The 15,422-nt window shown below is 60.9% G+C and carries 5 protein-coding genes; all 5 read right to left on the bottom strand.

The genetic code is table 11. The features are described from left to right. Positions 1 to 29: 29 nt before the first annotated feature. The 5 genes from KBY66_RS00295 to KBY66_RS00265 are packed head-to-tail and all read right to left on the bottom strand — an operon-like array spanning position 30 to position 15,420. Positions 30 to 1,631, bottom strand: a complete 1,602-nt coding sequence (locus tag KBY66_RS00295; RefSeq protein ID WP_255087079.1) for an alkaline phosphatase family protein — start codon at positions 1,629 to 1,631, stop codon at positions 30 to 32. Positions 1,632 to 1,646: 15 nt separating this feature from the next. Beyond that, positions 1,647 to 1,961 (bottom strand): acyl carrier protein, encoded by a 315-nt coding sequence (locus tag KBY66_RS00290; protein ID WP_255087078.1) that lies wholly within the window; start codon positions 1,959 to 1,961, stop codon positions 1,647 to 1,649. Positions 1,962 to 2,016: 55 nt separating this feature from the next. Next, positions 2,017 to 6,942: a beta-ketoacyl synthase N-terminal-like domain-containing protein gene (locus tag KBY66_RS00285; protein ID WP_399224515.1), complete on the bottom strand. Its 4,926-nt coding sequence runs from the start codon at positions 6,940 to 6,942 to the stop codon at positions 2,017 to 2,019. A gap of 28 nt (positions 6,943 to 6,970) precedes the next feature. Further along, on the bottom strand, positions 6,971 to 9,454 hold the full coding sequence (locus KBY66_RS00270) for an SDR family NAD(P)-dependent oxidoreductase (protein WP_255087077.1): 2,484 nt from the start codon (positions 9,452 to 9,454) through the stop codon (positions 6,971 to 6,973). A gap of 8 nt (positions 9,455 to 9,462) precedes the next feature. Then, positions 9,463 to 15,420, bottom strand: a complete 5,958-nt coding sequence (locus tag KBY66_RS00265) for a type I polyketide synthase (RefSeq protein WP_255087076.1) — start codon at positions 15,418 to 15,420, stop codon at positions 9,463 to 9,465. Between the last annotated feature and the right edge of the window lie 2 nt (positions 15,421 to 15,422).

Raw genomic sequence — 15,422 nt, 5'->3', positions numbered from 1 at the left:
TATTGTGAGTAGAGTTCATGAAGCTGGGACTAGTCCATATAGCCCAAGAGTTTCAGTTGAGCCATGAGCGCATCCTTTTCGTCCTCTGAGATCTCTGGGCGATCGGCTGCGGCTTTTGGCTTCGCAGGTTGCACCATCTCAGATATCTTAACCGGGTTGGCGCTGAGCGCCTCTGCCTTGAGCGCCTCCACCGGAACTCGCCCCTCAATCTCCTTAGGGATCTCTAACCCCATCAGATGGAGTAGCATGGGTGTTACGTCTAAAATAGACAGGGGCTCGAGGTGCTTGCCCGAGGCAATGTCGGGACCCCAGGCGATAAAAACACCGTTGGGTCGATGAGTGCCATCGACCTTGTCCCTGGTTTTGACCACCTCAGCCGATCGCAAGATCGAGACAAATCCCCCGTCCCGCAGTCCCAGGGTGATGTCGGGGGCATGCTCAAGGCTGGGCTTGCCAGCCAGGCGATTCTCGTTCAGATCGGCCTTGGCAAAGACCTGCCCACCATCGATGGGGTGCCGGTAGTCCAGGAGCTTTTGTTGGAGGGTACGGCAAAAATCTGGGTACTCCTCCGGTGACACTCCCTGAGTCCCGTCCTTGGCCTGCTTCACGTAGATCGCATTGCTGCTGGGGGTCAGCGAGTAGGCAAGAGTGTGCTCCCAGTCGATCATCAAGGTGTGATCTTTGATGCGATCCGCCGTCAGCTTGCTGGTGTTATCAACAATGGTCTGAGCAGTCCAGCTGAGGTAGCCGTTGCGAGCGAGCCATTCGTTGACATAGACAACTTCGTGGGTAGGCCCAAACCCGTGGTCAGAGGTAATCACCAAGTGAGTGTCAGGCCCTGAAATGGCTACCAATCTCTCAATGCTCTGATCGATCTGTCGGTAGGAGTTGAGGCATAGTTCGCGAATGTGGGTGTCCCACGGGATGGCGGTTGTCTCCTCCACCAGTGACGGATCGAGGTAGCGCCAGAACAGGTGCTGAATCTTGTCGGTGCCGTCATAGACAATGGCGGTTAGGTCCGTCGGGTCATGTTCCATTAGATGGCTGAGCAGCTCTGTCCAGGCAGCATCCCGCTCGGATTGGAGATGGATCCAGTCCTCGTATTCTTCTTCAGGTAGGCCCTGGATGCATTTCTTTTCTTCACCAATATCCATGCCCAACTTTTTAATGTCTACGTTGGGCAGACTTTTGACAGTGTCGAAGAGGGATTCGGGAAAGGTGGCGCTGCGCAGGTGACGCCAGGGAATAAACCCGGAAATCAGGTACCCGTCCACCTCCACGGGGGGGGACATGCCGTAGAAATTCAGCGTCGTCACCCGCTTACCCTGGCGGCTGGCCAGGGTCCACACGGTGTCACAGAGGATGTCGCGGGAGTCGTTGACTTTTAAGAAAACGCCAGCTTCAGTCGACTCGGGCCGTAGAAAGTCGTAGATACCGTGGACATCGGGGCTACAACCGGTGACGGTGGAGATCCAGCCCGGCGGAGTTAGGGGGTTGGGCGTGGACATTAGTTCTCCGTAGGCGCCCTCCGCCATGACTTTCCCCAAAAAGGGCATGTATCCGTCTGCAATCAGTGGCTTGAGCAAGGCGTAGGTAGCCCCATCAAGGCCGATCATTAATAGCTTCTTCATGGTGATCTCAGTGGTTTAGGATGAATGAGCGGTGGGTAGAGATTCATTTAAAAATTCAACGACTTCATTGACCCGTAGTTCATCAACGTAGTCCCCATCACGCATAAACAGTTTTTCAAAGGGCAAACCTTTGCAGTTGAAATGCTGCTCCAGCGCCACGACAAACCGCACAATGTCGATGGACTCAAAGGCAAGGTCGTCAATCAGACGGGTGCTTGGGCCGATGTCTTCCTCCAGATCAAGTTCCCAGTCCATGGTGAGCTCGTTGAGCACGGCGATTACCTGGGCACTCAATTCTTCGGGGCTGTAGGAAAGTGGGGTCGTGGTCATTGAACTTAATCTCCTTGGTGAAATGAACAGACAAAGCGAGGGGCAGCGACAATCGTCACCGGATGACAGGCCGCTGACAGACGGCCAAAATTTCGTCGGCCTGCTGTTTCAGGCTGACCTGAAGGGTTTGGGTTTCAAAAGTAACCTCAACCCGTTGGACGTCGGGGGAACAGTTGGTGATTTTCCACTTCCGGGGGTCCCCACCCAAGCCAAGGCCCACAGCCTTGGCTGCGGCCTCTTTGGCGCACCAAAGGGATACGCCAACCTGTGTTCCCCCGGTTTGCAGCCATGATTGCTCTGCCGGGCCAAAGGCGGCTAACAGCAAGTCGTCGGCATGATTCTGGGAGAGCTTCTGCAGATCGACGCCAATCTGCATACCGGGGGTGGCCAAAGCCGCCACGGTGTAGCCCTGGCTGTGGCTGATGGAAAGATCGGGCAGCGCCGTGATCTGGGCCAGGCGGGCACATTCGATCATGGGTTTGCCTGTGGCAGTGGCCACAATGCTGATATCTACTGGGGCTAGGGTCAAGCCAAGGTTATCCCACGCCCATTGTCTCACCGCATCCTTGGCGGCAATGCGCCCCAGCAGCCACTCCGTGCGGCGCTGGCCCTTGGCAGGGAAGGAGTACCAGCGCTCACGCTCCGGCTCGGACAGGCTGAGGTGGGCCAGTACCCGCTGCCAGATCCCCCAGGAATCTTCAAAGAATCCTTCAGGGAAGGGATCGATGCGGCGCAGAACCAAGGGTTCGGCGATCGCCCAGGGGTAGGAGAGAAAAGCCGACTGGGGATGAAGGCGGCACTGGTAGTAGGCGTGGGGAATGCTGAAGTAGCGGTCTTGCCAACCCTCCAAGCGGGCGATCAGCCGTTGGTTGACGTCGAAAAAGTCAAAGCTTGCCTCGGTCTGTCGATCGCTGACAAAGCGCATCAACCCTCGACAAAGCACCTGGGAGCCCGGCGGCAAGGGTGGCTCGTACTGATGAAAGCGCGCCACCTGAAAGGGAAACACGTTGAAATCGGTGCCAAACTGTTCTGACACCCAGTAGCCGACCAGTTGCCCAGCGGCATCCAACAGCCCAGCATCGATGAGAAAGCTGGACTCGGGAGTGGTGCCAAAGAAATCGTTGGTGGCGATGGTTTGCAGGTCGGCCTCGATGCCCTCGGCCCCCCAGCGGCGCAGGTGGGTCACCCCCTGGAAGCGAGGCCCGTGGAACATGCCGGTCTGGTAGAGATCGGCATCGTCCCAGCGGGAAGGGGCAGATTGGCTAAGGGCAAAGGGCAGGGGTGAAGGTGCCGCCAGGGGCTCACTCGCCAGGTCCACCAGACCCTCAAACACCAACTGACGGGGAAGCTGCGAGTCGGCCCCGAGCTGGAAAATCTGGACCTGCACCTGGGGAGCCGTGGCGGGGGAGGGCCGACGGCGGGCCAAAATCCCAAGAGTTAGATTGTCCTGATCCAGGCACAGCCAGCGGTATCCCCGCAGATCTGACAATTGGGCAACTGTGTAACCATCCCCCACCAAAAGGACGGCAGCCTCGGCCACCATCTCCATGCTCATGGTGAAGGGAATCACTGGCAGGGGGTGAAGTTCAGGTTGGTAGCTCGAAAGCTGTCCGCCCAGGGTGTGATCGATCAAAAAACGGTCGTGCTCCAGAGTGAAGCAACGCTCGCAATAAATGCGATCGTCACTCCGCTCTACAATCTTTCCTAGTAGCGCCCAGGCCGAGTCGGTGGTAGGAATCGCCAGTGCGGCGATGGTCTGGGTGCGAATGGGCAGTGACGCCAGCTCGGCCTGCGCGCGCATCGAAACCCGCTCCTGGTTGCCCAAAAACTCGTTCATCAAGGCAAAGTGGCCAGCCAGAATGGCCCCCAGCCCGTCGCCCTCAAGCGGTGGCATGGTCGGGGCGACCATGCTGGGGAAAGGCGGTTGAGACGGCTGATGGCCCTGGTGAGTCTCCGGGGACAGGGATTCCTGAGGAGCCTGCTGCTGTCTAGCCACCTGGTCTTCAGTCGACCGCCCGTGCAAGCTGAGAGCTGGTGATGTGGCTGGGGCGATAGCTTCTGGCCAGGGAGCTGCCTGGCTCGGTGTTGTGATCGGGGGGGGCGAAGGATTTGGGGCATGGGCTTGTGCCAGGCGGGCTTGGAGGGTTTGTGCAAACCCCGGCGACAGGGACATGGTGGGCATGGTCAAGGTCAGCACCGGGCTTGGGACCGTGGGCCGAGGTGGGACAGCAAGGTCAAGCTCGGTGAGCTGCCGCTGGCTGTAGAGGAGGGTGAGGTCAAGGTCGTGCCTTGTGATGAGCCGGGCCAGCAAGGTCATCAGCTGGGCCAGACCTGGACGGCGGCGGCTGTTGCTTGCCAAGGCCAGATGGGCACGCCCCTGGAGGATGTCTCCCACAAAACTTGACAGGTTGCTGCTAGGCCCGACTTCGACAAAAGCGCTGATGCCCTGGGCGTAGAGGTGTTCGATGGTTTCCTGGAACCGCACCCGACTAGACCACTGCTGGGTGGCCTGAGCGGCGATCGCCTCGGGATCCTCAGGAAAGGCAGCAACGTCGGCACAGCTGTAAAGGGGTGTGTGGCCAGGGCCAAGCACGAGGCTTTTGTAAAATGTGTTAAAAGCTTTGGCCACTGGTTCAAACAGTGGCGTGTGATATCCCCGGTTGAAAGGCAGTCGCTGGAAGATTGCCCCTGCCATCCGCAATCGGTCTTCAACGGCTGCGATAGTTGGTTCATCGCCAAACAAAATCACTTGGTTGGGACAGTTGTCCATGGCCAGGTGCAGCCGTCCGGCCATCTCATCCAGCAGCAGCGACAGGAGCTTGGGGTCGAAGGCCCCCACTGTCAGCAGGGCCCCCTGAGGAATGTCACCGCTCCGCTCAACATCCAAATAGATTTGGTTGAGCTGGCGCATCTTCTCTTGCAGTTCAGCCTTGTCGGCCAGGCGAATGGTGCCCGATGCGATCAGTGCCGTATTTTCTCCTGTGCTGTGGCCCACCATGGCGTCGCAGGGCACCTGAAACTCGTTGAGCAGCTCATGCAGGGCCATGCTGGCAATAAAGACAATCTCAGAGGCCACATCCATGTGATAAAGCTGCTGCTGCACCAGCGCCCGTTCCTGGGTCGTGAGCCCAGTGGGGGGTGGAAAAACCAGCTGGCTGGGGGGGCACTGGCGGCGATGGGCAAAGGTATTGTCCAGAAAGTCAAACCAGGCCCGTACCTGGGGAAAATAAAGGCACAGATCGCTCAGCATGTCGGGATACTGAGATCCCTCGCCTGGGAACAGAAAGCAGGTCCCCCCGACGGGATTGGCCTTATCAATCACTCCAGTGTAAATACCAGTGTGGTTGCTCCCCTGAGTGGATTCGTTGAGACAGTTGAGGGCCTTGGCTAGCTTATTCTTGAGGTGATGGATGGAGGATGCCACCAGACTCAGCCGGTGGGACCCCAGAGGATGCTTTGACAGGGTGTAGGCCAGATCGGCCAGGCTGACTGTTGGCTGCTGTTCCAGATACTGCTGAACCCGAGCGATCGACTCCCCCACAGCCCCCCAGTCTGTCCCCGAAAACACAATGACCTCGCTGGGCCAGTCCCGGTACAGCAGAGTGGGGAGAGTTGGCTCCGTGGGCACATGTTCTTCTAACACCAGGTGGGAATTGATGCCGCCAAAGCCAAAGGCATTCACCCCGGCCCGACGGGGCACGTCGCCCTGGCCGTGGATCCAGGGGCGGGGGGCTGTATTCAGGTAAAAGGGAGTCTTCTCCAGTTCCAGGTCGGGGTCGACCTGATCGCAGAGGGTGGGGGGCAACACCTTGTGGTAGAGCGCCAGGGCCGTTTTGATCAGGCTGGCCGCACCCGCCGCCGGAATGCAGTGGCCAATCATCGACTTAACGGAGCCCACGGCGCAGGTGGGTAAGGTGCCTTGGCGTTGCCCGATCAACTGGGAGAGGGAGCGAATCTCGGTGCGATCGCCCAGGGGAATGCCCGTACCGTGGGCCTCGATCAGCTCGAGAGTCGTGGGGTCAATGCCACTGGATTCGTAGGCCCTCTCAAGGGCCAGCACCTCCCCCTCGGAGCGGGGGGCCAGCAACCCCAACGCCTTCCCGTCGCTGGCGGTGCCTGCCCCCTTGAGCAGCGCATAGATGCGATCGCCATCGGCTTCGGCATCCACCAGTCGCTTGAGAACCACCATGCCTACCCCCTCGCTGAGCAGCGTGCCCTCGGCCCCCGCATGAAAGGGTTTGACCGCATTGCGAGCCAGCGCCCCCAGTTGGCTGAAAATCATATTGATCTGCGGCGGTGTCGAGGCATGCACCCCGCCCGCCAGCACCATGTCGCAGCGACCGCTGCGGAGTTCCTGCATGGCGTGCTCGACGGCGATCAGCGATGAGGCACAGGCCGCATCAACGATGTAATTTGGCCCCATTAGATCGAGGCGATTGGCAATGCGACCTGTAATCACATTGGGAACCAAGCCCGGGGCCATCTCTGGGGTAAAGGGGGGCAGACTGGCCTGAAGCTGAGCTCTCAGTTCAGCTTCAGTATCCGCGTCCATGGTGGGCAAGATCTGCTTCAGCAGGCCCATGGTTTGGTCGAGAATCTGACCGTGCTGCAGGAGAGTGTTGTAACCCCGGTTAATGTAAGTTCCCCGACCCAGAATGATGCCAGTTTTCTGGCGGTTGAAGGTGCGAGTGGTGTAGCCCGCGTCAGCCAAGGCTTGGGAAGCCACCTTGAGGGCCAAAAAATGGTCCGGTTCTCCCCCATCGACGGAGTTGGGCATGATGCCGAACTCCAACGGGTTGAACTCTGCCAGAGGGCCAAGGAAGCCGCCCATGGCGCTGTTGATGCGGTTGTTGGCGGTCGAGTCTGGATCGACAAAACCCTGGGACCATTCGTCGGGGGCGGCAGTCACCGCATTGACCCGATTTAGGATGTTTTGCCAGTAGGTCCTGAGGTCTTTGGCCTGGGGAAATAAAGCAGCCATCCCAACAATGGCGATGTCCCTGGTGAAGTCAACCATGGGAGTTTCCTGCCAATCGATTTAGGGCGGGGTTGCAGGTGCTCTCAATCTGGGTCATTGCCAGGTGCACCTGCTGATCACGGTCACAGAATACAGCGTCATAAACTATGGAATTTTCTTCCACTTGTCGCAGTCGTAGCCGCAACTGTAGAGGCCCCGGTGGCCCTGCTACCGCGTAGCGCACCACTGAGGTCAGGCAGGAGGGTAGTGGCGTGGTGTCACGGTAGAGGCGAGCCCACACGATGGCCAACTGGGGGGCCGTGTCGAGCAGCCCGGGATCGAAGAGCCAGCTAACTTGGCTGCCGCCGCTTACCCAGGTAGCCCCATCACTCGGGGTGACCCAGGCGTCAATACCCTGCTCAGCTATGGCCTCGATTGACTGCACCAGCTGAAATCTGGGGCCATGGAAGAGGTAGTCGCGATAGGCCATCACCGGGGAGAGGGTGCGCTCCGGCGGTATCGGATCCCAGACCATGGGGGGGGGCTCGACAAGCTGCGAACGCAGCACCACCTGGGCTCGATACATCGGAAGCTGGCGATCGGCGTCCTCAATCAAGGCGGTGACCAACAGTTCAGCGGCATCAGCGTGGGTCGAGGCCAGCGCCTGTAGCCGCAGACGTGCGGTATCAGTTTCAGAACTGAGCACCACCCCCCGCAGGACCCGCAGATTTCTCACTTCGCTGACCACCCAGTCGGGCCAACCAGCCTGCACGAGCTCCGCCAGCCACTCCAGGGCCGCCGTGGCGGGTAACACTGGCCTGCCTTCCAGGCGGTGGTCGTAGAGGTAGGGAGCCGTCTGGAGGCTGAGGGTGGCCTCCACCACCACTGCTCCGTTGGGTAAGGTCTGGGGTGGGCCAGGCAGTAGCCAAAAGGCAGAGGTTGAATGGCCTGAGGGGATCGAGATCTGACTCTGACTACGGGGCTCTCTGGCTAGGGACTGCTCCTGCTCGTAGGCCTCCCAGGGGCCGACCCCCGCCACCACCTCAGTGTCCCCCTTGGTGCCGTACAGCAACTCCTCGAGGAAGAACCGGCGACCGCTGGCCAAGGGGATGGGCTCAATGCCTCGGGCTCGAAACTGCTGCTTGACCGCCTCCGAGGCCATCCCAGTGGTATCCCATGGACCCCAGCACAAGGACACCACCCGGGTCTGGGGCCAGCGCCGATCGAGATCCCAGGCCAGGCGCGTCATCACCTCGTTGGCGGCTGCGTAGTCGGCCTGTCCGCGGTTGCCGTAGCGCCCGGCGACAGAGCTAAAAAACACCATCAGTTGGAGTGAGTCGGGCCGCAGGTGGAGGCTGAGGGTGAAGGCACTGTCGACCTTGGTGTCAAACACCCGCTCAAAGGAGGCCAGCGACTTGTCAGCGACCAGCTTGTCTTCGATGATGCCAGCTCCGTGGATAACGGCGTCAATGCGCCCGTAGTGCCGGTAGAGATCGTCTACCAGCTGACCGAGGGTTGCCCCATCGCGACCGTCTACGGCGTGATACTCAACCTCGGCCCCCAGCTGCCGAAGCCTCTCCAGGTTGTGGCGTACAGCGCGATCGCGCCTCAACTCCTGAATCTTGTGGTTGATCTCGGCGGGCATCAGCCGAGGGGGTTGCTGCCCAGGTTGGGAATGCTTTGCCTGCATGCGCAGAATTAGAGCCTTCCGCAGCAGGGACTCCTCTTCGATACCCTCGGTATCAACTGGCTCAGATCCAGGCAGGGGGGATTTCCCCACCAGCACCAGTCGCAGTCCATAGGGGGCCAGCTCGGTCAGGACTTCAGCGGTGATGCCCCGCGCTCCTCCTGTCACCAACACCACCCAGTCTTCATTAATGGCCAGAGAATCCCGCTTGGTCTCCGGTAGGGGTGCCTCTACGGTGGCAAAGACTGTGCGCTGTCCGCTCGGATAACCAACCTCCAACCGACCCGGGGCAAGCAACTCGGCCAGCACAATGTCGGCCCCCTGAACTGCTGAGAGAGCCGGATCTAGATCAATGGCCTTGGCCTGCACCTGGGTCGCCTCGGTGATTAGACATTTCAACAGCCCGGTGTAGCCCCCTCCGGCCAGTCCCTGGAGTGTCAGGTTGTGATCGCGGCCAAAGCATCCTCCCATCTGAGATGTCGCCACGATACGAAATGGTTCGTCTTGGTCTGCCTGGGAATAGTCGATGGCACAAAGCTGCAGTACTTGAAAGACTCCCTTGATGTGCGTCTGGGTCTGTTGCCGCCAGGTGTTCAGAGAGTCTGGTTCCTGGGCGTCGAGGACAGACAAAAGCACCACACCCGCTACCGGGCCGCAGCGCTCTCGCCACTGCTCAACGGTCTGACGCAGTTGGCCCAGGTCATTGAGCAGAGCTGGAGGCAAAAGGGCCACAGTGGCCCCACTCTGCTCCAGACGCTTGATCAATTCGGGAGCCAAGGCTTGGTCGGGCACCACCAGGTAAAGCCCGGTCAGACTTGGTCGGGGGCCGGACTCCAGGGGAGCTGGCACCCCCCGCATTACGTAGCGGGGGAGGCTGACTGCGGCATCGGCGGCTTTCCCAGGCGGGACTCCGAGCTGCTGGAAGCCAGGGCCATCAGCTGGTCCGCCAGGGCGTTGAGCGACTTGGTGCGCGTCATCTGCTCCATCTGCTGCTGAAACAGTTCCCCCAGTGCAGGGGGCAGGGTCTTTTGCAAAGCGCCCAGAATCTCTACCCGCTTAATCGAGTCGATGCCCAACTCCGCCTCCAGGTCTTGGTCGAGTCCCAGCATGTCGGTGGGGTAGCCGGTGCGATCGCTGACGAGTTCGAGCAGCGAAGAAAGCATCTGGGCTCTATCCAGCTCTGCCGGAGGAGCCAGTTCGGTGTTTGCCGCTGGTGGAGAAACGACTTCCGGTTCTTTCAGAGGCAAAGGTGCAGGCAGAGCCCCCAGCAGTCGGTCGATCAGGCCATTCAGGGTCTTGACCCGAGTCAGGGCTTCCATGTCCTGCTGCACAAGGGCTGCTAGATCAGTACCGAGGTTCTTTTGCATGGCCCCGAGAATTTCCACCCGCTTGATGGAGTCGATGCCCAGCTCAGCCTCAAGATCTTGGTCGAGGCCCAGCATGTCGGTGGGGTAGCCGGTGCGATCGCTGACCAGATCCAACAGCTGTCGCAGCAGCTCCTCCCGGGCCGGAGCTGGAGCCGGAGTGGATGCAACCTTGGAGGGATGCTCTGCCCCAGCCTGAGCCGCATTGGTCGGGCTTTGGCCATTTTGGATCGAGCCGTTAGGGCTGGCAGCCTTCTGGGCCACGCCATTCTCAACTGTTACCTCAGGAGCAAAGGAGAGGCGGGGAGTGGAGCCGGGGAGCGGAGCCGGTGGCACAGCGGCAGGGGCAGTCAACGGCTCCGGCGCCATCGCGGCGCCTGGGGGTGCCACCGCCATCCCCAGGCGCTGAACCTGAGCTGTGGCAGGGGCCAGAGCAGCTGCCTGAGAACCAGTCCGACCTCTCTGGCACTCTAAAAACTGGCTGACAACCCGCTCCTGCACCGCCAGGAACTGAAACATGGTGGCCTGGTGGGCCTGGTAGGCCACCAGGATTGGATCTGGGAGGGCTGGGGGTTCGGGTTGGGCGGAGTGGGTCATCGGACGGGGCTGGGGGGATGGTGGGATTGGGGTTATGGGGAGGTTCGGGGTATCGAGGTTGTTCGTCAAGCGTTTGGTGCCGGACTCGGGCTCTAGGGGTGGAGCGACAAGGTGCGTTGGCGTCGGCAGAGGTATTGGGTGTGCTGGGGCGGAGAGCTTTTGCTCCAACGTCAGCGGCGGTAGCTTGCCGGTGTGGCCCACGGCTACGCCTTGGGGCCGGGCATGTCCACCGTTCACGAACCAGGCACTGCGGGGGAGCGGTGACTCCTGGTATTGCTCAAGCCGATCGAGATCCAGGCGGGCCACGTCGCGACCATCAAACAGAGTCAGCAGCTGGAGACCAACACCCTGGGTGCTGAGCTTCCCCAGTGCGGCCAAAAAACCGATGAGATTTCCACCTTGGCCATCAAGGGAGACAGCAGTGAAGGGTTGCCCCTCTAGAATTTGACCCACCAGCTTGGTCAGTACGCTCTTGGGACCAAGCTCCACAAAAACCCTTGCTCCAGCCTTGTAGATCTCCTCAATCTGACATAAGTAGTTGACTGGCGAGGTCAGATGGGCGGACAACTGCTCACGAATAGCCTCGGGTTCGGCGCCGTAGGGTTTAGCGGTGGCATTGCTGTAGACCGGCATTGATGGCACCCGAAGCTCCGCGGTCGCCAGGGGTACCTCCATTGCCTTCTGGGCTGAGGCCACCAGCGGCGAATGAAAGGCCCCCGCCACAGGCAGTAGGCGAGCCAAAATTCCCGCTTTGTTGAGGTTTTCCACCACTTCATGGATGGCTTGGGTGGGGCCAGAGATCACTGACTGGCTGGGTGAATTGTGGTTAGCAATCACAACGTGCCCAAACCCGTCCAGGTGCTGCATCAGATCGTCCCGAGCCGCCTGCACTGCTGCCATGGCTCCATCGGAGTCAGCGCAGGCCGTGGCCATCACCCGGCCCCGGGTGGCAGAAAGGTTGAGGAATTCTTCCCGGGTCAGAACCCCGGCGCAGTAAAGCGCCACATACTCGCCAAAGCTATGGCCGCAGGTCATCGCAGGTTTCAGCCCTAGCCGAGCGGCAAGGTCGATATATCCAGCCGCAATTGCCCCAAGGGCTGGCTGAGCGATCTGAGTGTTAGTCAGCCGCAGGCGAAAATCCTCTTCTTCTTGACCTGAGTAGCTGCTAGGGGGATAGATAAACGAACTCAGTCGCCCCCCTAGCTGATCAGCATCGATACAGCGATCGGCAAACTCTATCGATTGCCTCATTTCTGGGCAGTACAGGGCAACCTCCCGGGCCATGTTTGGGTACTGCGACCCTTGCCCTGGAAACAAGAAAGCAATGCTCTGCTTTGTAATCGACGCATCTAACCCCAGGGAAAAATGAGGCGGCAGGGGTGGGCTCTTTTCTTGCCGTAGATGGTTGAGAGTGATTTCCAAGGCCCCTGCCAGTTGCTCCAGGCTCTCGACCACCAAGGACAGGCAGGCCGTGTCAGCCTGGCGAGCCTGAGCCCGGTGGACATAGCTAAAGGCCAGGTCGACCAGACGGGGACGTGCTCCGGTGGCCAGAGCCCGCCGCAGCTGCTCAATCTCCTCCACCAGGGCAGACTTGCTGGCGGCTCGGAAAATCAGCAGTTCGCAGGGCCAACGGTCGGCCCCCTGGGGCTTCACCGGGGCGGCAGCATACTCCTCCAACACAGCATGGAAGTTGGTGCCGCCAAAGCCGAAGGCGCTGACCCCGGCACGGCGCGGATAGTCGGGATGGGCGATCCAGGGGCGTGCCTCCTTCAGCAGGTAGACAGGGCTACTGGGATCGGTGATGGGGGCCAGGGGCTGCTCCACATTGGCGTGGGGGGGCTGCACTCGGTGGTGCAAGGCCAGCACCGCTTTCACCAGACCGGCCACGCCAGCGGTAGATTTCGTATGGCCAATCATGGTCTTGACCGACCCCAGGACGCAGGCCTTTGGATCAGCCTGGTGCTCATTCATGGTGGTGACCAACGTTTCCAGTTCAGCGCGATCACCCACCGCCGTACCGGTGCCGTGGGCTTCGTACAAACCCAGTGTGCTGGGGGCAAAGCCAGCTTTTCCGTAGGCCCTTCCTAGAGCAAGCATCTGCCCTTCGGGCCGAGGGGCGGTCATCCCCAGGGCTTTGCCGTCGCTGGAGCCACCTACAGCCTTGATCACCCCGTAGATGCGATCTCCGTCCCGCTCCGCATCGGCCAGCCGTTTCAACACCACCACCGCCAGCCCCTCACTGATGGCGATGCCATCGGCGGACTGGTCAAAGCTCCGGCAGCGACCTCGGGGCGACAGAGCCTGGGACTTGCTGAAGCAGTAAAACGCAAACGGACTCTGGATCGTGTCTACTCCCCCGACAATGGCCATGTTGCTGTGGCCGCTTTCCAGGTCCTTGACCGCCAGATCGATGGCGGCCAGGGAAGAGGCACAGGCGGCATCGACAGTATGGTTAATGCCGCGCAAATCAAAACGGTTGGCCACCCGGCCTGCAATCACGTTCAGCAACACTCCCGGAAACGACTCCTCGGACCACTCCGGCAAGCGATCCCAAACCCCTTCGTCTGGATTTTCCACATAGCGGGGAATTTCTGATCGGGTGGCGTACTGCTGCCCCAGGTCGGCAAGGCCGCCCCCCGCCCCCAAAATGACAGAGGTGTTCTCTCGATCAAACTCTCCGGTGGCGTAGCCCGCGTCCTCCAGCGCCCGCCGCACCACCTCCAGGGCCAAAAGCTGTAAAGGCTCAATGGACTTCAGGGACTTAGGCGGAATGCCAAACCGCAGCGGGTCGAAGGGTACATCGTCGAGAAAGCCGCCCCACTTGGAGTAGATCCGGTCGCGGGCCTGGGGGTCGACATCGTAATAGAGCCGCCAGTCCCAGCGGCTGGCGGGGATTTCCTGGATCGAATCAACCTTGTTGAGAATGTTAAGCCAGTAATCCTGGGGATCCTGGGCATCGGGCAGGAGGGTGCCAATGCCGATGACGGCGATGTCGGAGGGGCGATCTGGCCCGTACTCGGCCGGGTTCAGCTGGGCGGGCCGCCTCCGATTGAGCCACTGGGCCGCCCCATAGACCAACTCCTGGTGCAACTGCTCTGCGCTGATCACCTGGTTGCGCAGGGTGGCCACCTGCCCAATCATGTACATGCCATCGCGATGGCGGCGTGGTGCATCAACGGCTGTCAGTACCCCATCGTCTTCGCGCACGAGCCCTTTGGAGGCAAGCCTCAGCCGGCCCAGGGTCAGGGCCTCCAGGGCGTCCTTGATTTCCTCTGCGGAATCCCCCGCCGCCAGCATGGTCCTCCGGGCGGAATAGAACTCGTCTGCAAAGGGGGTAACCGCACATCGGCTGGCGTGGCCTACCCCCGTCTCCAAGTTGACGGTGTGATCGCAGCGCAGCGCCTGCTCCTGAAAACTCGGCAAAATCGCGCCGCAGTCCACAGCCTCATGGGTAAACAGATAGGCGGTGCCCATCAACACGCCCACCTTCATCCCCCGCTGGGCCAGGGGTGCGGCTAGCACGGAAATGAAGGCTGCTGAGCAACTGTCGTGGATGCCTCCAGCAAACAGCACATGAATCTCGGAGCCATGGTCCGGCCCCACCTCGCTCAGCAAGGTGTCCACCATGCTCTCCCAGAGCACACAGCTGCTCAGAGGGCCGACATGGCCCCCGCACTCGCGGCCCTCAAACACAAACCGGCGCGCCCCTTGCTCCAAAAACAACTTGAGCAGCACAGGCGACGGCACATGCAAATAGCTGGCAATCCCCTCCTTCTCAAAGGCCGCCGCCTGGTCAGGTCGCCCACCGGCGATCAGGGCAAAGGGTGGCTTGGCCGCGTAGATGGCCTCGATCTGCTCATCCCGCAACGATTTAGGGGCAAATCCCAACAGCCCCACACCCCAGGGTCGGTCTCCCAACAGCGCCTGGGTTCGATTGAGAAGGTCACGCACCTGACTGCCCCTCATCATCGCCAGGGCCAGCAGCGGCAGTGCCCCCGCCAGGGACACAGCATTGGCAAACTCCGCCGTGTCGCTCACCCGCGTCATCGGCCCTTGCACAATCGGGTAAGGGGTGCCGTGGGAGACTGCCAGCGGAGCCCCGGCACGCAGGGGTTGCAAGTCGTCGGCCAAACCCAGCTGCTTGCCACTGTTGGCCAAAATTGAACGGATTAGCTTGCCTGTGGTGCCAAAGCGCCTCAGCAATGAGGCTGCCAGCCCCACCCCCTGGCCCATGGGCCAGGCATTGGTTTCGGGATTGCCCCAGCCCAGATAGCTGCCTGCCTGCTGGTACCAGCGCTGGTCCGCCTCGGCCCCAGCCCCCAGATCGACTTCGATCTGCTCAGCCAGAGCCTTGAGCTGTGTCACAGCCGCCATTCCCGGCCGCACCAGCACGCGGCAGCCATGGCCCACCCTTTCGCCCAGGGCCATGGCCTCCTGCCCGGTCAGCGAACGGAGCAAAGCTTGCCAGGGCTCCGGCAGCGGCGACTCGGGCATCAGCCAAAGCTGGTCGTCCAGCACCACGCCCGCTGCCCCCAGGCCTCGACAGGCGGCTGCCACCTGGGGGCCACCTCCTCCCTGGACATAGAGCGGTTGCGACTGCAACGTCAGCAGCCGTTGCAGAAGTATAAACGAACTATCCTCTCCGGTCCAGCCACCACATTCCTGGCCCCGTACCACAAGGCCGGCAACATCGTGGTGTTTCCCGAGCCTCAGGGCTTGCTCAACGGAGGTGACCTCAAGCAACACCCGACGGGACTCTCCTTGGGGCAGCGCCTCCAGCACATCTTCCAGCTCCTGGGCCTCCCAAGCCGATAGAATCAGCCAATGGGGGTGCTGAGCCACCTGGGAAAGCATGA

This window comes from Synechococcus sp. Tobar12-5m-g, assembly GCF_024345415.1.
GTDB lineage: Bacteria > Cyanobacteriota > Cyanobacteriia > PCC-6307 > Cyanobiaceae > Regnicoccus.
Note: the sequence above shows the minus strand (reverse complement) of the source record. Positions and strands in the feature narration are given on the sequence as shown.

Coding starts and splice junctions, on each gene's coding strand:
- KBY66_RS00295 (WP_255087079.1), bottom strand. CDS start 1,631: ATGAAGAAGCTATTAATGATCGGCCTTGATGGGGCTACCTACGCCTTG.
- KBY66_RS00290 (WP_255087078.1), bottom strand. CDS start 1,961: ATGACCACGACCCCACTTTCCTACAGCCCCGAAGAATTGAGTGCCCAG.
- KBY66_RS00285 (WP_399224515.1), bottom strand. CDS start 6,942: ATGGCTGCTTTATTTCCCCAGGCCAAAGACCTCAGGACCTACTGGCAA.
- KBY66_RS00265 (WP_255087076.1), bottom strand. CDS start 15,420: ATGCTTTCCCAGGTGGCTCAGCACCCCCATTGGCTGATTCTATCGGCT.